Source organism: Enterobacter cloacae (assembly GCF_011078175.1).
Taxonomy (GTDB): domain Bacteria; phylum Pseudomonadota; class Gammaproteobacteria; order Enterobacterales; family Enterobacteriaceae; genus Enterobacter; species Enterobacter cloacae_Q.
In genome coordinates, this window is record NZ_JAALCJ010000003.1 from 334,549 (window position 1) to 354,511 (window position 19,963).

At 58.7% G+C, this 19,963-nt stretch carries 17 protein-coding genes and 1 pseudogene; 11 read left to right on the top strand and 7 right to left on the bottom strand.

What is annotated here, in order from left to right; translation table 11 throughout:
• The first annotated feature begins 111 nt into the window (after positions 1-111).
• Positions 112-870, top strand: coding sequence for a DNA-binding transcriptional repressor XynR (gene xynR / locus G6Q29_RS08760; RefSeq protein WP_165465293.1), 759 nt, complete (start codon positions 112-114; stop codon positions 868-870).
• A 4-nt stretch (positions 871-874) separates the two neighbouring features.
• On the opposite strand, the gene G6Q29_RS08765 is transcribed toward xynR, so the two are convergent.
• The 5 genes from G6Q29_RS08765 to G6Q29_RS08785 all read right to left on the bottom strand — a co-directional run bounded on the left by G6Q29_RS08765 (position 875) and on the right by G6Q29_RS08785 (position 7,683).
• Positions 875-2,485: a glycoside hydrolase family 43 protein gene (locus tag G6Q29_RS08765; RefSeq protein ID WP_165465294.1), complete on the bottom strand. Its 1,611-nt coding sequence runs from the start codon at positions 2,483-2,485 to the stop codon at positions 875-877.
• 11 nt (positions 2,486-2,496) lie between these two features.
• Entirely contained in the window at positions 2,497-3,879 is a 1,383-nt protein-coding gene (locus G6Q29_RS08770) for an MFS transporter (RefSeq protein WP_165465295.1), read from the bottom strand.
• A 225-nt stretch (positions 3,880-4,104) separates the two neighbouring features.
• Positions 4,105-6,072, bottom strand: coding sequence for a xylonate dehydratase YagF (yagF, locus tag G6Q29_RS08775; protein ID WP_165465296.1), 1,968 nt, complete (start codon positions 6,070-6,072; stop codon positions 4,105-4,107).
• Between the two features lie 14 nt (positions 6,073-6,086).
• Positions 6,087-6,995, bottom strand: a complete 909-nt coding sequence (yagE, locus tag G6Q29_RS08780; protein WP_165465297.1) for a 2-keto-3-deoxygluconate aldolase — start codon at positions 6,993-6,995, stop codon at positions 6,087-6,089.
• Positions 6,996-7,230: 235 nt separating this feature from the next.
• A complete protein-coding gene (locus tag G6Q29_RS08785) occupies positions 7,231-7,683 on the bottom strand; it encodes a YhcH/YjgK/YiaL family protein (RefSeq protein ID WP_165465298.1) in 453 nt (150 codons plus the stop codon).
• 675 nt (positions 7,684-8,358) lie between these two features.
• Here G6Q29_RS08785 and arcA point away from each other — a divergent pair.
• The 5 genes from arcA (at position 8,359) to G6Q29_RS08810 (ending at position 13,635) form a co-directional block, all read left to right on the top strand.
• Positions 8,359-9,579, top strand: coding sequence for an arginine deiminase (arcA, locus tag G6Q29_RS08790; protein ID WP_165465299.1), 1,221 nt, complete (start codon positions 8,359-8,361; stop codon positions 9,577-9,579).
• Positions 9,580-9,589: 10 nt separating this feature from the next.
• Entirely contained in the window at positions 9,590-10,501 is a 912-nt protein-coding gene (arcC, locus tag G6Q29_RS08795; protein WP_165465300.1) for a carbamate kinase, read from the top strand.
• Between the two features lie 118 nt (positions 10,502-10,619).
• Entirely contained in the window at positions 10,620-11,624 is a 1,005-nt protein-coding gene (argF, locus tag G6Q29_RS08800; RefSeq protein WP_165465301.1) for an ornithine carbamoyltransferase, read from the top strand.
• 47 nt (positions 11,625-11,671) lie between these two features.
• The gene (locus G6Q29_RS08805) at positions 11,672-13,075 is read left to right on the top strand and encodes a YfcC family protein (RefSeq protein ID WP_165465302.1); all 1,404 of its coding nucleotides are present in this window, start codon (positions 11,672-11,674) and stop codon (positions 13,073-13,075) included.
• Between the two features lie 80 nt (positions 13,076-13,155).
• Complete coding sequence (locus G6Q29_RS08810; protein ID WP_165465418.1) at positions 13,156-13,635, top strand: arginine repressor; 480 nt, start codon at positions 13,156-13,158, stop codon at positions 13,633-13,635.
• Between the two features lie 3 nt (positions 13,636-13,638).
• On the opposite strand, the pseudogene G6Q29_RS08815 reads toward G6Q29_RS08810, so the two are convergent.
• Positions 13,639-13,756 (bottom strand): annotated as a pseudogene (locus G6Q29_RS08815) (hypothetical protein).
• Between G6Q29_RS08815 and G6Q29_RS08820 the strand changes: the two are divergent.
• The 5 genes from G6Q29_RS08820 to gbpA all read left to right on the top strand — a co-directional run bounded on the left by G6Q29_RS08820 (position 13,736) and on the right by gbpA (position 17,328).
• Positions 13,736-13,840, top strand: a complete 105-nt coding sequence (locus G6Q29_RS08820) for a pyrBI operon leader peptide (RefSeq protein WP_207309783.1) — start codon at positions 13,736-13,738, stop codon at positions 13,838-13,840. The pseudogene G6Q29_RS08815 and the gene G6Q29_RS08820 overlap by 21 nt on opposite strands.
• Before the next feature lie 34 nt (positions 13,841-13,874).
• Positions 13,875-14,807: an aspartate carbamoyltransferase gene (pyrB, locus tag G6Q29_RS08825; RefSeq protein ID WP_165465304.1), complete on the top strand. Its 933-nt coding sequence runs from the start codon at positions 13,875-13,877 to the stop codon at positions 14,805-14,807.
• A 12-nt stretch (positions 14,808-14,819) separates the two neighbouring features.
• Positions 14,820-15,281 carry an aspartate carbamoyltransferase regulatory subunit gene (gene pyrI / locus G6Q29_RS08830; protein WP_003863370.1) on the top strand — a complete coding sequence of 154 codons (462 nt, stop codon included), beginning with the start codon at positions 14,820-14,822 and terminating at the stop codon, positions 15,279-15,281.
• Between the two features lie 74 nt (positions 15,282-15,355).
• Complete coding sequence (gene ridA, locus G6Q29_RS08835; protein ID WP_006810315.1) at positions 15,356-15,742, top strand: 2-iminobutanoate/2-iminopropanoate deaminase; 387 nt, start codon at positions 15,356-15,358, stop codon at positions 15,740-15,742.
• A gap of 134 nt (positions 15,743-15,876) precedes the next feature.
• Positions 15,877-17,328: an N-acetylglucosamine-binding protein GbpA gene (gbpA, locus tag G6Q29_RS08840; RefSeq protein ID WP_165465305.1), complete on the top strand. Its 1,452-nt coding sequence runs from the start codon at positions 15,877-15,879 to the stop codon at positions 17,326-17,328.
• Between the two features lie 88 nt (positions 17,329-17,416).
• Here the strand turns inward: gbpA and G6Q29_RS08845 are convergent, their stop codons facing one another.
• A complete protein-coding gene (locus G6Q29_RS08845; protein ID WP_165465306.1) occupies positions 17,417-19,801 on the bottom strand; it encodes a beta-N-acetylhexosaminidase in 2,385 nt (794 codons plus the stop codon).
• Positions 19,802-19,963 lie beyond the last annotated feature (162 nt).

The window sequence follows — 19,963 nt, forward strand, 5'->3', positions numbered from 1 at the left end:
ACCCCGGCCCTCTCCCACAGGGAGAGGGAGAACACCGGCTCTGCTTCATTGATTTTTCACCCCGAAAAAGGTACGTTTTCGCCTTCATTCCAGCGTGGACATGCCAGCATTATGCCGATTATTCAGTCTGTTGAACGTGCGTTGCAGATCCTCGACCTGTTCAACGAGCAGGCCACCGAGCTTAAGATCACCGACATCAGCAAACTGATGGGGCTGAGCAAGAGTACCCTCCACTCGCTGCTGAAAACCCTCCAGCTTCACGGCTATATCGATCAGAATCCGGAAAACGGTAAGTATCGCCTCGGCATGAAGCTGGTCGAGCGCGGGCATTTTGTCGTGGGCTCTATGGATATTCGGCAGAAGGCGAAAGGCTGGCTGACGGAGCTGTCCCGGCGAACCGGGCAGACCACCCATCTGGGGATCCTGGACGGGCGTGAAGGGGTCTATATCGAGAAGATTAAAGGCAAGCTGGCCGCCATCGCCTATTCACGCATTGGCCGCCGTCTGCCGGTTCATGCCACCGCCATCGGCAAGGTGTTGATTGCCTGGCTGGGCGAAGCCGAGCTAAAAGCCCTGCTGGAGGGCTATCAGTACACTACCTTTACCCCTTCCACTCTTGCCACCCGCGAAGCGTTGCTGGATGCGCTGAAAAAAACCCGCGAGCAGGGCTACGCCCTGGACAGCGAAGAGAACGAGCAGGGCGTGCGCTGCGTGGCGGTGCCGGTATGGAACCACGAATCCCGCGTGATTGCCGCCCTGAGCCTGTCGACGCTGACCTCGCGCGTGGACGATGCCGAGCTGGCTAATTTCCGCGAGCAGCTTCAGCAGGCCGGGCTCCAGCTCTCACGCGCGCTGGGCTACCCGGCCTGAGCCGCTATAGCGGCTCGTAGGTAAAGTAGTCGAAGTCCGCGTGGCAGCCGTCGCCGCTGATGTCCTCGCAGTGCAGCCCCACAAACGCGCCGGTGAAGAAGCCGCGCCCGCCGATGTAGTCGTCCGACAGTTTCCACGCCTCATAGGTTACCGGCACGGTGTGCCACGTCTCGCCGTCGAACGAGTAGCTGTAGCGGTAGACCAGCGTATCCACGTCTACCCGCAGCCAGATGCTCTCCGCCTGTTCCGGGACCGGAATCGGCTGCTCGTGCAGCGGCCACGACGGCACGTTGTGGTCAAGCTGGATAACCTTGATCGTTCTGCCCTGCCCCTCCTCGTAGTCCACAAAGCAGTAGCTCCAGTTTTTGCTGTTGTAGTAGCAGGTCAGCCCCGCGCTCTGCTGGAAGTGGACCGGCGAGAACTGCATCCGCGTCTCCGCCCGGAAGGTAAAGTGCTGCCAGCGGCGCGCCACGGTCGACTGGGTGAAGGTTGAGTTGAGCGAGTCGTTGCCGTACAACCGTAAATAGCCGGGGCGCGCGGTGAGCGAGCCGAGGGTGTCGTCGAACGGAATACGCAGGGTCTGCAATTCAGGGGAAAGCGAACTGGCGTCGAAATCATCCCGCCAGCTGTTCTGAGCGGCCGCAGGTTGCTCCACCATTTGCGGGCCAGGCACGGTTAGCTGCGCGTGCTTGCCGCCCTCCACGTACGGCCAGCCGTCGCGCCATTCAATGCGGGCGATGCCGGTCTCGCGCCCCAGCGGACAGTAGCCGCGTCCGCCGGAGGCCAGCAGCGGCACGCCGGGCAGGCGCAGCGGGCGGCTGGTGAGGTAAGCCATATACCACTCCCCGGTGTGGGTTTGCAGCAGCGAGCCGTGGCCGCTCTTTTGCAGCGGGTTCTCCGGCAGGTGCCAGCTGGTCATCATCGTCACGTCCGGGTGAAGCTCGTACGGCCCGTCGATGGTTTTTGCACGCAGCACCACAACGGCGTGCTCGTAGCCGGTGCCGCCTTCGGCAACCATCAGGTAGTACCATCCCGCGTGGCGATACAGGTGCGCCCCTTCGGTGTAGCAGAGCGGCGTGCCGGTAAACAGGGTTTTGCGCTCGGGCGAAAGGGTGCCGGTCTGCGGATCAAATTCCTGCATCACGATGGTGTTATGCGGGTTGCTGTGATGGCGCGGCCCCCACGGGCGGTAGAGGTAATATTTGCGGCCATCGTCGTCGTGGAACAGGGACGGGTCAAACCCGCCGTTGCCCATCGGGATCGGCTCGCTCCACGGTCCCTCAATGGACGGCGCGGTGACGAGGAAATTGCGGCCGTTTTTCCACGGCGAATCAACAATCTTCACGTCGGTATAGAGCAGCCAGAATTTGCCGTCGGCATAGCTCAGGCACGGCGCCCAGATGCCGCCGGAGTCCGGGTTGCCCTTCATGTCCAGCATCGACACGCGGTCCAGCGGGGTGCTGACCAGCGACCAGTTTTTCAGGTCGCGGGAGTGGTAGATGCGTACGCCCGGGAACCACTCGAAGGTGGAAGTGGCGATGTAGTAGTCCTCACCCTGGCGGCACAGGGACGGGTCCGGGTTGAAGCCGGTCAGGATTGGGTTAGTGATTTCCATATTGCCTCCGGTTAATGGGATGCGGCTGTCGCGGCGTCGGGAACGGCCTCGCCCTGGGCCGCGCGGTGCTTGATCAGCTGCTGGCTGATGGCCTCCACGCGGGCGTCGGTGAGCTTGTAGAACGACAGCATGATGAACATGCCCGCGTAGAGCACCACCGGCACCACGCAGAACAGAATTTTGATGGTGGTGAGCACCTCGACCGGCTGCACGCTGCTGCTGGCGGAGTAGTTCACCCAGGCCAGGATCCAGCCCACCACCGCCCCGCCAATTGCCAGGCCAATCTTCAGGCTGAACAGGTAGGTGGAGAACACCAGCCCGTCGAGGCGGCGACCGCTGCGGCTCTCCTCGTAATCCACCACGTCGGAGGCCATCAGCCACTGTAGCGGCGTGGTAGTGTTAAAGACGAACAGGAACAGGATGTTGAGGGCGAAAATCAGGGCAATATGCTCCGCCGGCGTGAAGAAGATCAGCAGGCTAATCAGAGAGTAAGCGACAATTATCCACTTAAAGGCGGTGACGCGGTCGAAGCGGCCCAGCAGGCGGGACGAGAAGAGCGAGCCGAACATGGTGGCGAGGCTGCCGTAGAGCAAAAACTGCGTCGCCATCTCCGGGTGATCCATCACGTATTTCACGAAGTAGAGCGTCGCCCCGCCGCGCACCACGTTAGAGCAGGTCGCCATCATCTTGAAGGCGCACATGATCCGCCACTGGCCGTTGCCCAGCAGCAGCTTAAGATCTTTCGCCACCGACGAGCCTGGCTGCACCTCAAAGGTGTAGCGCTCTTTGGTGGTGAAGAAGCAGACGTAGAGCAGGACCACGCCGCTCAGCCCCAGCACGCACATGGCGCCGAAGTAGCCCACCTGCTCGTCTCCTTTGCCGATGATGCTTACCAGCGGCAGCGCGATACCGCTGATGGCGAGCGACCCCGCGGCGGCGAGGAAGAAACGCCAGGACTGAAGGGCGTGGCGCTCTTTCGGATCGGCGGTGATCACCCCCGGCATGGCGCAGTACGGGACGTTAACGAAGGTGTAGACCAGGGTCAGGAGAATGTAGGTCACGCAGGCGTAGATGATTTTCCCCTGCGCCGAGAAGTCCGGCGTGTAGAAGGTCAGCACGCAGACGATGCCGAACGGAATGGCGCCCCACAGCAGGAACGGGCGGAACTGGCCGTGCCGCGTGCGGGTGCGGTCAACCAGCAGCCCCATCAGCGGGTCAGTCACGGCGTCGAGCACGCGGGAGACTAAAAACAGCGTCCCCATAATCCCCGCCGACAGGCCGAAAACGTCGGTATAGAAATAGGCCAGCAGGAACATCGTGGCCTGCCAGACGAAGCCGCAGGCGGTGTCACCCAGCCCGTAGCCAATTTTGTCTTTCATGGTTAATTGCGTCATCAGAATTACACCCTTATGTCGTGCGCTGAATAACAACGTCGTGTTAATGGAGTGTAATGAGCTGCTCAATTAACCAGCAATGGCCATATCTTATTTCTGAATTATGTTATTTTGCTTTTGTGACGCCGACGATATATATCAACGCATTGTTTATATTAATAAATAACAGAAACGCGAAAGCCGCCCGCGGAATATTTCCCGCAGACGTTTTTTTTCTAAAAATAATTAAATGCCGAGCGCTTTTTTACCGGCGTTAATTACCTCAATGATTTTATCGGTGTCATAAATACAGCCTTTCCAGGTGCCGCCGCTCACCGACTGCAATGCTGCCCATAGCCGGGTATCGTCCGGCAAAAAGTCGTGGGCGTGCAGGTCCGGATGCGTCCGCCGCCGTGCCAGCTCGCGCGCCCCCTCTTCCGGCGTCAGCGGGTTGTCCGCCGTGCCGATAAAGTTCACGCTGCCCGTCAGCGTCAGACGATCCACCGCAATCTCAATGATGTCGTTATCGCGCAGCTTGCCGATCGGCCCGCCCGCCAGCGCCTCCGGCGACACGTGGCCGAAGCAGGCGCCCGTCGACACGCCCGAGAAGCGCGCATCGGTAATCAGCGACACCGTTTTGCCCCACGAGATATGCTTCAGCGCGGAGGTGAGCTGATAGGTCTCTTCCATGCCGGTGCCGGACGGCCCGCCGCCGATCACCACCATGATATCGCCCTGCTGGATCTCTTCCCGCTTGATGGCCTTAATCGCCTGCGCTTCTGAGACAAACACCCGCGCCCGGCCGGTGTGACGGTAAACGCCATCGTCACCGACCACCGACGGGTCGATCGCCGTGGCCTTGATCACCGATCCTTCCGGCGCGATGTTGCCCGTCGGGAAGCAGACCGTTGAGGTCAGCCCTTTCGCTTTGGCCTTTTCGGGCGGCAGGATCACGTCATCCGGCTCCACGCCGTCCTGCTCGCGCAGGCACTGGCGGAAGCGCTTGCGGCGCTCGGATGCCTGCCACCAGTCGAGGTTCTCGCCCACCGTCTGGCCGGTGACGGTCATGGCGTCCAGATGCAGCAGGCCGAGATCGCGCAGGTGGAGCATCACCTCCGGCACGCCGCCCGCGAGGAAGGCGCGCACGGTCGGATGATAGTCAGGACCGTTGGGCAGCACGCTCACCAGGCGCGGCACCCTGCGGTTGACGCGCGTCCAGTGGTCGACGTCAGGAAGGGTGCATCCCGCCGCGTGGGCGATGGCCGGTATGTGCAGCAGTAAATTGGTGGAACCGCCGAACGCCGCGTGGATCACCATCGCATTTTCGATGGCTTTATCGGTGAGGATATCGCGCGTGGTGATGCCGCGGTTATCCAGCTCGCTGACCGCGCGCGCCGACTGTCGGGCGATCTCCAGCCACACCGCCTGCCCCGACGGGGCCAGCGCGGAGTGCGGCAGCGCCAGACCCAGCGCTTCCGCCACCACCTGCGAGGTGCCCGCCGTGCCGAGGAACTGACACCCGCCGCCCGGCGAGGCACAGGCGCGACAGCCCAGCTCGGCGGCCTCCTGCAAGGAAAGTTCGTGGTTGGCAAAACGCGCGCCGATGGTCTGCACCTTGCCCGCGTCTTCACCCACGGTCGGCGGCAGCGTCGCGCCGCCCGGCACCAGAATGGTCGGCAGATCGTGCATGGCGGCCAGCGCGATCATCGTCGCAGGCAGCCCTTTATCGCAGGTTGCCACACCAATCACCGCCCGCCGCGTCGGCAGGGAGCGGATCAGACGACGAAACACGATCGCCGCGTCGTTGCGGTACGGCAGGGAGTCGAACATACCGTGCGTGCCCTGAGAGCGCCCGTCGCACGGATCGCTGACGAAGGCCGCAAACGGGATCCCGCCGTTGCGGGTGATCTCCTTCGCCGCCGCCTGCATCTGCATGCCGATTTCCCAGTGTCCGGTGTGGTAGCCCAGCGCAACCGGGCGTCCGTCCCCGGCGCGGATGCCGCCCTGGGTGCCGATGATCAGCACCTCTTTACCGGTCAGCCTGTTGGCGTCCCAGCCCATCCCGGCGTTTTGCGTCATGCCGAACAGGTTGCCGCTGGGGGATTCCATCAGCATCTGTGGAGTCAGCGGCAGCGCGCCCTGCGGCCCCGCCGCGTGGGTGATCACCGCATAAAACGCGTCGTCCTGTGGGGTGAAAATTTTCTCAATGGTCATCGTTATCGTCCGGCTCAGCAGAGCTTGAGCTGTTGCAGCAGGGTTTTCAGCTGCGCCTTACGCGGCTCGTCCAGCGGCGAGGCTGGCGGCAGAACGTGCGTGGAGATCGGGCGACCGCAAAGCACAATCGCCTCTTTAATAACGTTCACGAACGGCGTATCCAGCTGATACAGCTGCGGGATTTGCAGCAGGGTCTGATGATACTCAGCCGCTTTCGCCACGTCCTTATCGCGCCAGGCTTTCAGAAGATTTACCGACACCTGCGGCGCAAAGTTGCCGCTGGCCGAGATCGCCCCGTCGCCGCCGAGCAGCAGAGTATTAAACAGATGGTCGTCGTAGCCGCACAGCACGGTGAAGTGCGGATGAGCGCCTTTGACGGTGTGGATCATGCTGCGCAGATGGGCGACGGAGTCGATGGTGTCTTTGATGCCTACGATGTTACTGCGCGAGTCGGCGAGGGTTTTCACCAGCGCTGGCGTGAGATCCTGCCCGGTCAGCGCCGGGAAGTTATAGAGCATCACCGGCAGCGTGACGCTGTCGGCCACCTGTTCGAAATAGCGGATCAGGTTCGCTTCCGACACTTTCCAGTAGTAGGGGTTGATGACCACGATGCCGTCCGCGCCCGCCTGCTGCGCGTGCTGGCTCAGTTCAATGGTTTCCCGGGCGTTGGTGCCCCCGGTGCCGATCAGGACCGGCACGCGACGATCGACATGATCGATAGCAAAGCGGGCAATGGTTTTACGCTCTTCGGCGCTGAGCTGGGAGAACTCACCGCCGCTGCCGAGGAAGAACAGGCCATCAACGCCTGCGGCGATCAGATCGTCGATCAGCGCGGCGGTGCCCTGCTTATCGAGCTGGCCATCGGCGGTAAAAATGGTGGAGACAGGGGGAATGATTCCCGTGAACAACGCGGACTGCGGCATGCGATCTCCTTGCTGAATGATTTTGTTCTACATTATAGAACAGCGTTCATTAATTTGACGATCATACTATGACGCAGAAAAAGCGCAGGTAAATGGGAGATGAGGAGGGAGTGCGGGAAATTTAAGCTGGATCACAGATTGAAGGGTGCGGCCTGATGCCCTCACCCTAACCCTCTCCCACAGGGAGAGGGAACTTTTACACCCTCTCCCCATGGGAGAGGGCCGGGGTGAGGGATTACTCTACCAGCATCTTCACCACAACCTTACGCACCTGCGCCGGTGCCCCCACCGCGCACAGCGGCTTGTGCACTTCGCCCGGCCAGAACACCACAAAATCCCCTTCGCTCAGCACCACGGTTTTCTCCTGCTCGCCTTCGGGCAGGAACGCGATGTCTTTGTCGGCCAGCCAGTCGGTATCCGGCGTGCCGTGCGGCAGGGTGCTGAAGGTCATCCCTTCCTGACCCTTCAGCACAATCTGAATATCCAGATAGCGTGCATGGTATTCAGCGCGACGCTCGGCGAACGGCTGGGTCATGTCTTCCGAGACCAGATAAAACAGGCTGTTACCACTGATGTCGTGCTTGCCGGTCGGCGTCGCGTCGGTGACCTGCGCCTTAACGTGCTCAATGGCCTGGCGCAGCTTTTCTGGCAGCCAGGACTGAAGATGATGAATATTGCCAATAATCATGATGCAACCCTCGAATTAAAACATTGTTTCATTTTAATCTTTTATACGAGAATTGCATCTTCCATACCAGCCCTTTTTAGACAAGATTTGCATCAGCGCATGTTTATCGGAAAATGTGTTAATCCATTGTTAATTGCTCACAGGCATTTATGCAGTGGTTATGCATAACCTCATTTCATGCGCGTGATAGCGACAGCATAACCTCCTGAATCGAAAGCTTAAATCACAATACCTGCTGCCGTATCACATTTTATCACTTTGATAATTTCCTTTATAAACTCATAATTATTTATGGATTTTCCTTAAGTCAAAAATAGTTAACTGCCATTATTGCATAGCTATTCCAGACGCTAAATTCTAGTATTTAAAATCAAAGACATAACCAATTATTTCTAAACATTTAATTCTACAAAATAATAACAATCACAAATATTGCCACAGAATGCTGCTTAGCTATTCACGTGCCAATAATATGAAATTAATCATTATCTGATGCGAATCATGCAAATAAAAACAAACACCTTAATATCCATTTTCGCGTGAACCGCGTCACAATAATGATTATTTAACCGCCTACTATAAACCACGAAATCAATTGAGCTTAGCCGCCATGAAATTAAACACATCACATGGCGCATGCCCTTTTTATTCTGAAAAACAGTTAAAGGAATAATTATGGAAAAGCATTACGTCGGTTCTGAAATTGGTCAATTGCGTAGCGTTATGCTGCACCGCCCTAACTTAAGTCTGAAACGGTTAACGCCCTCAAACTGTCAGGAGCTGTTATTTGATGACGTGCTCTCGGTTGAACGGGCGGGTGAAGAGCATGACATTTTCGCAAACACGCTGCGCGAGCAGGGTGTGGAAGTCCTGCTGTTGACCGACCTTCTTACGCAAACCCTTGATATTGCTGAAGCGAAAGCCTGGCTTCTTGAAACGCAAATCTCCGACTATCGCCTTGGCCCAACCTTTGCCGCCGACGTGCGCGGCTGGCTGGCGGATATGCCGCACCGCGAACTGGCGCGCAGATTAAGCGGCGGATTAACCTACGGCGAAATTCCGGCGGCCATCAAAAATATGGTGGTAGATACCCACACGGCGAATGACTTTATTATGAAGCCGCTGCCGAACCATTTATTTACCCGCGATACCTCCTGCTGGATTTATAACGGCGTTTCCATTAACCCGATGGCCAAACCCGCCCGTCAGCGTGAAACCAATAACCTTCGGGCAATATATCGCTGGCATCCGGCATTTGCCGACGGCGATTTTATTAAGTATTTCGGCGACGAAAATATTAATTACGACCACGCCACCCTGGAAGGCGGCGACGTATTAGTGATTGGTCGCGGGGCGGTATTGATCGGCATGTCCGAGCGCACGACGCCGCAGGGCGTGGAGTTCCTCGCCAACAGCCTGTTCAAACACCGCCAGGCCGAGCGCGTGATTGCCGTTGAACTGCCAAAACACCGCTCCTGCATGCACCTCGACACCGTGATGACCCACATCGACGTGGACACGTTCTCCGTTTACCCGGAAGTAGTGCGCAAGGACGCCCAGTGCTGGACGCTCACTCCGGACGGACGCGGCGGCCTGCTGCGCACCCAGGAAACCGACCTGCTGCACGCCATCGAGAAAGCCCTCGGCATTAACCACATCCGCCTGATCACCACCGGCGGCGACGCCTTCGAAGCCGAGCGCGAGCAGTGGAACGACGCCAACAACGTGCTGACCATCCGCCCCGGCGTGGTGATTGGCTACGAGCGCAACGTCTGGACCAACGAGAAGTACGACAAAGCGGGCATCACCGTGCTGCCGATCCCGGGCGACGAGCTGGGACGCGGGCGCGGCGGCGCGCGCTGCATGAGCTGCCCACTGGAACGCGAAGGAATTTAAAGGAGCCATCATGGAACGAAAACCCACTCTGGTTGTGGCGCTGGGCGGCAACGCGCTGCTCAGGCGCGGCGAGCCGCTGGAAGCGGATATCCAGCGCCAGAACATCGAGCAGGCCGCCCGCATCATCGCCGGGCTCACGGCGCAGTGGCGCGTGGTGCTGGTGCACGGCAACGGGCCGCAGGTCGGGCTGCTGGCGTTGCAAAACAGCGCCTACGACAAAGTCGCCCCCTATCCGCTGGACGTTCTCGGCGCCGAAAGTCAGGGAATGATCGGCTACATGCTCCAGCAGGCGCTGAAAAACAGCCTGCCGCAGCGTGAGGTGAGCGTCCTGCTTACCCAGGTTGAAGTGGACCCGGCCGATCCGGCCTTCACCAGCCCAACCAAGTACATCGGCCCGATCTACACCGACGCGCAGGCGAAGGCGCTGGCCGCGGAGAAAGGTTGGATCTTCAAGGCCGACGGCAGCGCCTTCCGCCGCGTAGTGCCCTCTCCGCAGCCGAAGCGCATCGTCGAGAGCGACGCCATCACGGCGCTGATCCAGCGCGACCACCTGGTGATCTGCAACGGCGGCGGCGGCGTGCCGGTGGTGGAAAACGCCAACGGCTATCGCGGCATTGAGGCAGTGATCGACAAAGACCTCTCCGCTGCCCTGCTGGCGCGCCAGATCGAGGCCGATGCCCTGCTGATCCTCACCGATGCCGACGCGGTCTACCTCGACTGGGGCACACCGACCCAGCGTCCGCTGGCGCAGGTGACGCCGGAACTGCTCAGAGGCATGCAGTTTGACGCCGGATCGATGGGGCCGAAAGTGGCCGCCTGCCGCGAGTTTGTTGAAGCCTGCAACGGCATTGCCGGGATCGGCGCGCTGGCCGACGGAGCAGAGATCCTGGCGGGCGAGAAAGGCACGTTGATTCGTAACTAACCCCCTCCCCTCACCCTAACCCTCTCCCGGAGGGAGAGGGAATGTAAGCCCCCTCTCCCCGTGGGAAAGGGCCGGGGTGAGGGCATCAGACAGCACAAATTTTAAAAAGGATTTACCCATGACCATCAACCTGAAAAACCGCAACTTCCTCAAACTGCTGGACTTCACCCCCGCCGAGATCCAGTACCTGATCGACCTCGCCATCGAGCTGAAAGCGGCCAAAAAAGCCGGACGCGAAAAGCAAACGCTGGTCGGGAAAAATATCGCGCTGATTTTTGAAAAAACCTCCACCCGCACCCGCTGCGCCTTTGAAGTGGGCGCGTTTGACCAGGGCGCGCAGGTGACCTACCTCGGCCCAAGCGGATCGCAGATCGGCCATAAAGAGTCGATGAAGGACACCGCCCGCGTGTTGGGCCGCATGTATGACGGTATCGAATACCGCGGCTACGGCCAGTCGATTGTTGAAGAGCTGGGTGAATACGCGGGCGTACCGGTATGGAACGGCCTGACCGACGAGTTCCACCCGACGCAAATCCTTGCCGACCTGATGACCATGCTCGAGCACGCGCCGGGCAAAACCCTGCCGGAGCTGAGCTTTGCTTATCTCGGCGACGCGCGCAACAACATGGGCAACTCGCTGATGGTCGGCGCGGCGAAGATGGGGATGGACATCCGCCTCGTGGCGCCAAAATCTTTCTGGCCGGAAGCGGGACTGGTTGAGCAGTGCCGCGCCATCGCCAAAGAGACCGGCGCGCGCATCACCCTGACCGACGACGTGGAAGAAGGCGTGCGGGGAACGGATTTCCTCTACACCGACGTGTGGGTCTCCATGGGCGAGCCGAAAGAGGCCTGGGCCGAACGCGTCAGCCTGATGAAGCCCTATCAAATCAACGCGGACGTCATGAAAGCCACCGGCAACCCGAACGTCAAGTTCATGCACTGCCTGCCGGCGTTCCACAACGAACACACCAAAGTGGGCCGCGAAATCGAAATGGCCTATGGCCTGAAAGGGCTGGAGGTGACGGAAGAGGTCTTCGAATCCCCGAACTCTATCGTCTTCGACGAAGCAGAGAACCGCATGCATACCATTAAAGCGGTCATGGTGGCGACACTCGGCGACTAATCACCGCCCGGCGCACCGCAGGGGGCGCCGGGTTTCAGGAGAACATCATGGGCAAGTTCAAGTTTCCCTCCGCTTACACCATTCTTTTTTTTCTGATTGCCGTGGTTGCCGTGCTGACGTGGATTGTTCCGGCCGGCCAGTACCATATGGCGATGAACGAGGCGCTCGGCAAAGAGGTGCCGGTCGCCGGGACCTATGCACAAGTGGCATCACATCCGCAGGGGCTGGTTTCGGTGCTGATGGCACCGATTGCCGGGCTGTACGATCCGGAGTCCGGCCAGGCCGGGGCGATCGACGTGGCGCTGTTTATTCTGATCATCGGGGGCTTCCTCGGGATCGTCACCAAAACTGGCGCGATTGACGCCGGGATCGAGCGCGTCACCACCCGATTGCGCGGTCGCGAAGAGTGGATGATCCCGATCCTGATGGCGCTGTTTGCCGCAGGCGGCACCATTTACGGCATGGCCGAAGAGTCGCTGCCGTTCTATACCCTGCTGGTACCGGTGATGCTGGCCGCACGTTTCGATCCTGTGGTTGCTGCCTCCACCGTGCTGCTCGGCGCCGGGATCGGCACCCTGGGTTCCACCATCAACCCGTTTGCAACGGTGATCGCCGCCAACGCCGCCGGGATCCCCTTCACCAACGGGATCGCCCTGCGCCTGGCGCTGCTGGTCATCGGCTGGGTCATCTGCGTGGCGTGGGTAATGCGCTACGCCCGCAAGGTGCGCAAGGATCCGTCGCTGTCGATCGTTGCGGATAAGCAGGAAGAGAACCTCGCCCACTTCCTCGGCAACAAGGGCGAGCAGTCGCTGGAATTCACCCCGGTGCGCAAACTCATCCTGGTGATTTTCGCCCTCGCCTTCGCGGTGATGATCTACGGCGTGGCGGTGCTGGGCTGGTGGATGGCGGAGATCTCGGCGGTGTTCCTCGCCAGCGCGATTATCGTCGGCCTGATCGCCCGCATGAGCGAAGAGGAACTCACCTCAACCTTTATCAATGGCGCGCGAGATTTGCTGGGCGTCGCGCTGATTATCGGTATCGCGCGCGGTATCGTAGTGATCATGGATAAGGGCATGATTACCCACACCATTTTGCACAGCGCCGAGGGAATGGTCACCGGATTGTCGACGGTGGCGTTCATCAACGTGATGTACTGGCTGGAAGTGGTGCTGTCGTTTCTTGTGCCTTCTTCGTCCGGCCTGGCCGTTCTGACGATGCCGATCATGGCACCCCTTGCCGATTTCGCTAACGTCAACCGCGACCTGGTGGTCACGGCTTACCAGTCGGCGTCCGGCATCGTTAACCTGATCACTCCCACCTCTGCCGTCGTGATGGGCGGGCTGGCTATTGCCCGCGTGCCCTACGTGCGTTATCTGAAATGGGTGGCGCCGCTGCTGGGGATTTTAACGGTGGTGATTATGGTGGCATTAAGCCTGGGTGCTTTGTTGTGATTTGCCGGATGGCGCTGCGCTAATCCGGCCTACGGATCGGTGCAGTGTCACCGGTTATTTCGGGAACTGATATGGGAACTATGATGGATTACGAAGAGTACTCTCCCAAAGAGCAACTACAGCTAACGGTCTGCCAGCGTCTGATCGCGGAAAAAAGCTATCTCTCCCAGGAAGAGATCCGCCGCGATTTGCAGGAGCGGGGTTTTGAGACCATCAGCCAGTCCACCGTTTCACGTCTGCTCAGGTTGCTTGGTGTCATAAAAATTCGAAATGCCAAAGGGCTAAAGATTTATTCGTTGAATCCCCAGCTGCGCCCGGCCCCCGACGCGGCGCGTACCGTCTCTGAAATGGTGGTGAGCGTGGAGCACAACAGCGAATTTATCCTTATCCATACCGTCGCCGGATATGGCCGCGCGGTGGCACGTATTCTGGATTATCACCAGTTACCGGAAATTTTAGGTGTGGTGGCCGGAAGCAGTATTGTCTGGGTCGCGCCCCGCGTGGTGAAGCGCACCGCGCTGGTGCATAAGCAAATTAATTATTTACTCAGAACGCATTAATATTCACAAAGAACCGTTTGCATTGAGTAAAGCGTGCATTAAATCGCTTGATCCCAAAAGCGAGCTGCGTATAATGCCCGACAATTTGCCGGGAGGAAGCATGGTCAAGCGTGTACGACATAACGTTTCACCGCGTCTGAAATCAGACGCTGGCCTGCCGTTTTTCTTCCCGTTGCTAAACCTATTCCCAGAGCCCCTCATTTGAGGGGCTTTTTTTTGCCCGGCGTCAGGAGATAAACATGAATCCGCTTTATCAAAAACACATCATTTCCATAAACGACCTCAGCCGCGAAGAGCTGGAACTGGTTCTGGAAACCGCGGCAAAACTGAAGGCCAATCCGCAACCGGAGCTGCTGAAGCACAAGGTGATTGCGAGCTGCTTCTTTGAAGCCTCAACCCGCACCCGCCTCTCCTTTGAAACCTCCATGCATCGACTGGGCGCGAGCGTGGTGGGCTTCTCGGACAGCAGCAACACGTCGCTGGGTAAAAAAGGCGAGACCCTGGCGGATACCATTTCAGTGATCAGCACCTACGTCGACGCGATTGTAATGCGCCACCCGCAGGAGGGCGCAGCGCGCCTGGCGACCGAGTTTTCCGGCGGTATTCCGGTGCTGAACGCCGGGGATGGTGCTAACCAGCATCCGACGCAGACCCTGCTGGATCTGTTCACCATTCAGGAGACGCAGGGCACGCTTGAGAACCTGAACATCGCCATGGTCGGCGACCTGAAATATGGCCGCACCGTCCACTCCCTGACCCAGGCGCTGGCGAAATTTAACGGCAACCGCTTCTTCTTCATCGCCCCGGACGCGCTGGCGATGCCGCAGTACATCCTCGACATGCTGGACGAAAAAGGCATTGCGTGGAGTCTGCACGCCAGCATTGAAGAGGTGATGGGCAACGTCGATATTCTCTACATGACCCGCGTGCAGAAAGAGCGTCTGGATCCTTCCGAGTACGCCAACGTGAAGGCGCAGTTTGTGCTGCGCGCCAGCGACCTCGACGGCGCGCGCGACAACATGAAGGTGCTGCACCCGCTGCCGCGCATCGATGAGATCACAACAGACGTGGATAAAACGCCGCACGCCTGGTACTTCCAGCAGGCCGGAAACGGCATCTTCGCCCGCCAGGCGTTACTGGCACTGGTTCTGAATCGCGAATTGGCACTGTAAGGGGAAACGACCATGACACACGATAACAAACTCCAGGTTGAAGCCATCAAGCGTGGCACCGTAATTGACCACATCCCTGCTCAGGTTGGCTTTAAGCTGCTGACGCTGTTCAAACTGACTGAAACCGACCAGCGCATCACCATCGGCCTGAACCTGCCTTCCGGCGAGATGGGCCGCAAGGACCTGATTAAAATCGAGAACACCTTCCTGACCGACGAGCAGGTCAACCAGCTGTCGCTGTACGCGCCGGACGCCACCGTTAACCGCATCGACGATTACGACGTGGTGGGTAAATCCCGCCCGAGCCTGCCGGATCGCATCGAAAGCGTGCTGGTCTGCCCGAACAGCAACTGCATCAGTCATGCAGAGCCGGTTTCCTCCAGTTTTGCAGTGAAAAAGCGCGCCAATGACATCGCGCTCAAATGCAAATACTGCGAAAAAGAGTTTTCTCATTATGTGGTGCTGGCCAACTAATTGAGGTTGGTAAAGGATCCCGGCCTCCCTATAATGGCCGGGAACATTTAATCAGCTGTTATTCTGGAGAAATCATGACCAAAGTACTCGCGACGGAAAATGCACCAGCGGCTATCGGCCCATACGTTCAGGGCGTTGATCTGGGCAGCATGATCATCACTTCTGGCCAGATCCCGGTGAACCCAAAAACCGGTGAAGTGCCGGCCGACGTAGCGGCACAGGCGCGTCAGTCGCTGGAAAACGTGCAGGCTATCGTTGAATCTGCCGGTCTGAAAGTGGGCGATATTGTCAAAACCACCGTGTTCGTGAAAGATCTGAATGACTTCGCGACCGTTAACGCCACTTACGAAGCCTTCTTCACCGAGCACAACGCCTCTTTCCCGGCGCGCTCTTGCGTGGAAGTGGCCCGTCTGCCAAAAGACGTGAAAATTGAAATTGAAGCGATTGCCGTACGTCGCTAATGTATTTCAGGCAAGCCTGGGCAGCTGCGGCTGCCCTTTTTATTTGGCTATTTTTACCTTCTTAATACGATGACGAAGCGGTTCGGGAATAAATACACTCGCACACCTTTTATAACTTCCCGCTTCGGACACAAATGAAAATCTCCAGAATTGCGTTGGCTATTGCAACTCTTACGATAACCTCTTCTGCGCTTGCACACGGCTATATCGAATCCCCTGCCAGCCGCGCTTATATGTGTAAACAGGGACAAAATATTGACTGCGGCCTGGTGGAATATGAGCCCCAGAGCGTAGAACGCGCCTCCGGTTTTCCATCAGGGAGCCTGCCGCCGGATGGCGAACTCGCCAGCGCCGGGATTGCCAACTACTCGCAGCTTGATAAACAAAGCCAGAATGCCTGGACCAAAACGCCGATGACCGCCGGGGTACATCAGTTTGTCTGGCACCACACCGCGCCGCACAAAACCACCAGCTGGCGTTATTACATCACCAAACAAAACTGGAACCCGAATAAACCGCTGACCCGCGACCAGTTCGACTTAACGCCGTTTTGCACGGTAAACGGCAACGGCCAGGCACCCGCAATGACCCAGTCGATGAACTGTAACGTGCCGGAACGTACCGGTTATCAGGTGATTTACGGCGTGTGGGAAATTGCGGATACCGCAAACAGTTTTTATCAGGCCATTGACGTGGACTTCGGTAACGGGGGCAACGTCACGCCGGATGAGACCCCGGCCGCCGCCTCCGTCTGGAGCAAAACGCTAAGCGGCCAGGTTGCAGGTAACAACCTCAACGTGGGCGATAAAGTGATTGCTCGTTTCTTCGATGCTAACGGCGAAATCGCCTCCATGGCGACCGCGCTGACGATTGCCACGGCTCAGCAGGGTGATGCTAACCAGTGGGCCTACGATCTGGCGCAGAAAATTAACCACGCTCATAACGACGTGCGCGTCGGCGTGAAGGATGAAAGCGGAGACGTTAACCCGGTTCACGGCGCAAACAGCGTCTTCGTACAAGAAGGCAGTACGCTGAAGTCGGTGGCTATCTCTTATGAAGAGCAACAAGCGGTGGTTAATGAATCCATTGCCGTGACTGACCTGCATTACAGCAAAGTGACTCACGGTGCCGCGACGGTGACATTCCACGTCAATACGCAGGGTGACGTGAACGTTGAAGCGCACGTATTGAACCATCCCGGCGCGGAAAAAGGCTACCTGAAGCAGGATATGAATAACAGCAACCAGGATGTGACCATGAACCTGACAAACGTCACGCCAGGGCACCACATGCTGAAATACTACGCCACCAACAAAGCAGGCACCCTGTTCGCGCAGGACGTGCTGGATATGATGCTCGAAGGTGAAGCAACCTCCGGAGATACCGGTAAATCTGATTTTATCTTCCCGGATAACCTGGCCTCTTATAAGGCGGGCACCGTGGTGTTGCAGCCTAAAGACGGTAGGACCTACGAGTGCAAGCCATTCCCGTACAGCGGGTACTGCAAGCAGTACAGTTCGACCTCTACCCAGTTCGAGCCCGGCGTGGGTTCACACTGGAAAGAGGCGTGGGTGCTGAAGAACTGAGTGGTTTGATTCCCTCACCCTAACCCTCTCCCAAAGGGAGAGGGTACCGATCGCGCCCCTCGCCCCTCTGGGGCGAGGGGCGCTTTTGTTACTGATTCCGCGTCGCGCGCAGCAGCGTCTCCAGCGGATAAACCGCCGCAATCACCACTTCGTCCTGCACCTTCGCCGCGTTATCCAGCTCGCTCTGGATCGACGCTAATTCGTTATCATCCAGCGTGCCCTGACGCGCCACCATATCCGTCAGCCTCAGGCCAATCGAGGCCAGCTTATCCACCTCCTGAATTACCGGTTTGATCGCCTTCAGCTGATAGCTGTTTTCACTTAGCGCCAGCGCGTCGCTGGTGTTGCTCTGCCAACGGGTAAAGACGTGGCGCAGCGCGTCGGCGCTTTCCGCGTCTTCCGCGTCGCTCACCAGGCGGTCTGCCCATTTATTCATCTGACGCACGGTCGCACTTTCCGCGTTTAGCGCGTCAGCGAGCCGGTTGAGCGGTTCAAACTGATGATAATTTCCAGCCTGGAACTTAAGATGCTGGCGGGTGTAATACTGCGCCGGTTCGAGCGCCTGGGCGAGGATTTGCAGCGGCAAGGTATCCGCATTGTTGGCGAGGCGCGTGAACTGCACCTGCTGCTGGGTATGCTGCTGTAGCCCAACCGACACCGTAGACCAGTTGTCCATCGCCTGGAGCCGGGTGTACATGTTGTCGATGTCGTTCACGTCCTTCGCCGACCACAGCCGCTCCGCCACCGCAAAGGCGCGCGGCCACAGACGGATATCCAGCACCGGCGCTGCCACATTTTCCGCCCACAGCGCGGCTTCACCGCCGAGCAGATTGGCCTCGTTCGCCGGGTCCGGCACCACCGGCAGCATGCCTTTTGGCACCTCGTCCAGACGCGTGCCGCTAATCGGATAGCGCGTGTTTCCCACCAGGAAATAGCCGGTGAGCTTGTCGTTATTAACGTTGACGACCGGACGTGTTTCGCCCATCCAGGTGTCGACGGTAAACGTTACCTGATTGTCGTCCCGCCACTGAATGTTATCCACCGCTCGCCGGGATTTACCGGCAAAATCAATGAACCCGCGCCAGCCTTCTTCGCCTTTCACAAGCGTAAAGCTGCCTTCCACCGGCTTGCCTTTCAGACGCGGCATGGAGAAAGCCCAGCTCTGGGCGCTGTCGGTGTCCGCTATCACATCCACGCCGTTCAGCCCCAGCGGCACGATTTCGTTGCGGTAGTGGTAGGCGGTGGATTGCGGCTGGTCGAGGTAGAAACCGGTTGAGAGAATGCCCTTATAGCCGTTCTGTGCCACCTGCCCCAGCGCGTCCTGCCCCTGCCAGGACTGGATCAGAATGCTTTTCGGCAGATCGGGATGATAGATCTCATCCCAGCCAACCATCTGCCGGTGGTGCTTCTCAAGGATCGTCTCCAGCTTGCGGTTGAAATACGCCTGCAACGCGTGGCTGTCCGCCAGCGTGTTGTCGCGCATGAATCTCTGGATCGCCGGGTTCGCTTTCCACTGACTGTCGTCAACCTCATCACCGCCAATATGCAGATACGGATCGGGGAAGATCGCCGCCAGTTCGCTGACCATCGCGTCGGCAAAGGTATAGGTTGCTTCTTTGGTGGGATCCAGCACCGGCTTGAGCACGCCCCAGTGGCGCTCCATGGCGTACGGCCCCGGCGCGCTCATCAGTTCCGGATAGGCCACGGCAATCGCCGAGGCGTGGCCCGGCATGTCGATCTCCGGCACCACCCGTATGCCGCGCGCGGTGGCATAGCGAACAATCTCGCGCATCTGCTCAGGGGTATAGAACAGCCCGTCGCTGGCAAGCTGGGTTAATTTTGGATAACGCTTCGAGGTAAAGCGCCAGCCCTGATCGTCCGTCAAATGCCAGTGCAGAACGTTAAGTTTTGCCGCAGCCATGCCGTCGATCTGGCGTTTGATATCGGGTAACGGGATGAAATGACGTGCTGAATCGAGCAGCAGCCCGCGCCACGGGAAGCGTGGTGAATCCTCAATAGTCACCCACGGGATCGCGGTGTTTTCGGCGCCGTTCTGTATCAGCTGGAGCAGCGTTTCCATGGCGCGCAATGCACCAAAGCGGGAGTTTGCGGAGATATTCACGCCGTTGGCATCCACCGTAAGCCTGTAGCTCTCATCGCTGTCCGGCAGCGGCTGCGGCTTCACCTTTTTGGCGATGGCGATGCGGATGGTCGGTTTATCCGGTTGCTCCGCCTGTGGCTGTAGCGTCCAGCCGGTTTGCAGGGCGATACGCTGACGCAGGCGGTTGACCGCGTCGCCGAGATCGTCGCCGCTGACGCTAATGGATACGTTGTTGCTGAGCACCAGCGCGCCCTGGGTGGTCGGGCGTTCGACCTTCGCAGGCCAGGGCATTAAGGGGAGATCGCCTGCCGGAGCAGCAAAAGCAGAAGCGCCGAGCAGCAACCCGGCGGTTAAGAGACTGTACCGTAACATGAATGTTCCTTATCTGACGGGCCAAATAATGGCAAAACATTCTGTTAACATGCGTACAAATTGTCGTCAAGCGAATGCGCCGACGGCGATCACAGGTTGTTGAATTTGGGAGGAAAGCCAGTTGCCGGGTGGCGGCTTCGCCTTACCCGGCCTACGATCCGA

Bases quoted from the DNA above. Each gene is read 5' to 3' on its own strand.
- xynR (WP_165465293.1), top strand. From the start codon at position 112: ATGCCGATTATTCAGTCTGTTGAACGTGCGTTGCAGATCCTCGACCTG.
- G6Q29_RS08765 (WP_165465294.1), bottom strand. From the start codon at position 2,485: ATGGAAATCACTAACCCAATCCTGACCGGCTTCAACCCGGACCCGTCC.
- G6Q29_RS08770 (WP_165465295.1), bottom strand. From the start codon at position 3,879: ATGACGCAATTAACCATGAAAGACAAAATTGGCTACGGGCTGGGTGAC.
- yagF (WP_165465296.1), bottom strand. From the start codon at position 6,072: ATGACCATTGAGAAAATTTTCACCCCACAGGACGACGCGTTTTATGCG.
- yagE (WP_165465297.1), bottom strand. From the start codon at position 6,995: ATGCCGCAGTCCGCGTTGTTCACGGGAATCATTCCCCCTGTCTCCACC.
- G6Q29_RS08785 (WP_165465298.1), bottom strand. From the start codon at position 7,683: ATGATTATTGGCAATATTCATCATCTTCAGTCCTGGCTGCCAGAAAAG.
- arcA (WP_165465299.1), top strand. From the start codon at position 8,359: ATGGAAAAGCATTACGTCGGTTCTGAAATTGGTCAATTGCGTAGCGTT.
- arcC (WP_165465300.1), top strand. From the start codon at position 9,590: ATGGAACGAAAACCCACTCTGGTTGTGGCGCTGGGCGGCAACGCGCTG.
- argF (WP_165465301.1), top strand. From the start codon at position 10,620: ATGACCATCAACCTGAAAAACCGCAACTTCCTCAAACTGCTGGACTTC.
- G6Q29_RS08805 (WP_165465302.1), top strand. From the start codon at position 11,672: ATGGGCAAGTTCAAGTTTCCCTCCGCTTACACCATTCTTTTTTTTCTG.
- G6Q29_RS08810 (WP_165465418.1), top strand. From the start codon at position 13,156: ATGATGGATTACGAAGAGTACTCTCCCAAAGAGCAACTACAGCTAACG.
- G6Q29_RS08820 (WP_207309783.1), top strand. From the start codon at position 13,736: ATGGTCAAGCGTGTACGACATAACGTTTCACCGCGTCTGAAATCAGAC.
- pyrB (WP_165465304.1), top strand. From the start codon at position 13,875: ATGAATCCGCTTTATCAAAAACACATCATTTCCATAAACGACCTCAGC.
- pyrI (WP_003863370.1), top strand. From the start codon at position 14,820: ATGACACACGATAACAAACTCCAGGTTGAAGCCATCAAGCGTGGCACC.
- ridA (WP_006810315.1), top strand. From the start codon at position 15,356: ATGACCAAAGTACTCGCGACGGAAAATGCACCAGCGGCTATCGGCCCA.
- gbpA (WP_165465305.1), top strand. From the start codon at position 15,877: ATGAAAATCTCCAGAATTGCGTTGGCTATTGCAACTCTTACGATAACC.
- G6Q29_RS08845 (WP_165465306.1), bottom strand. From the start codon at position 19,801: ATGTTACGGTACAGTCTCTTAACCGCCGGGTTGCTGCTCGGCGCTTCT.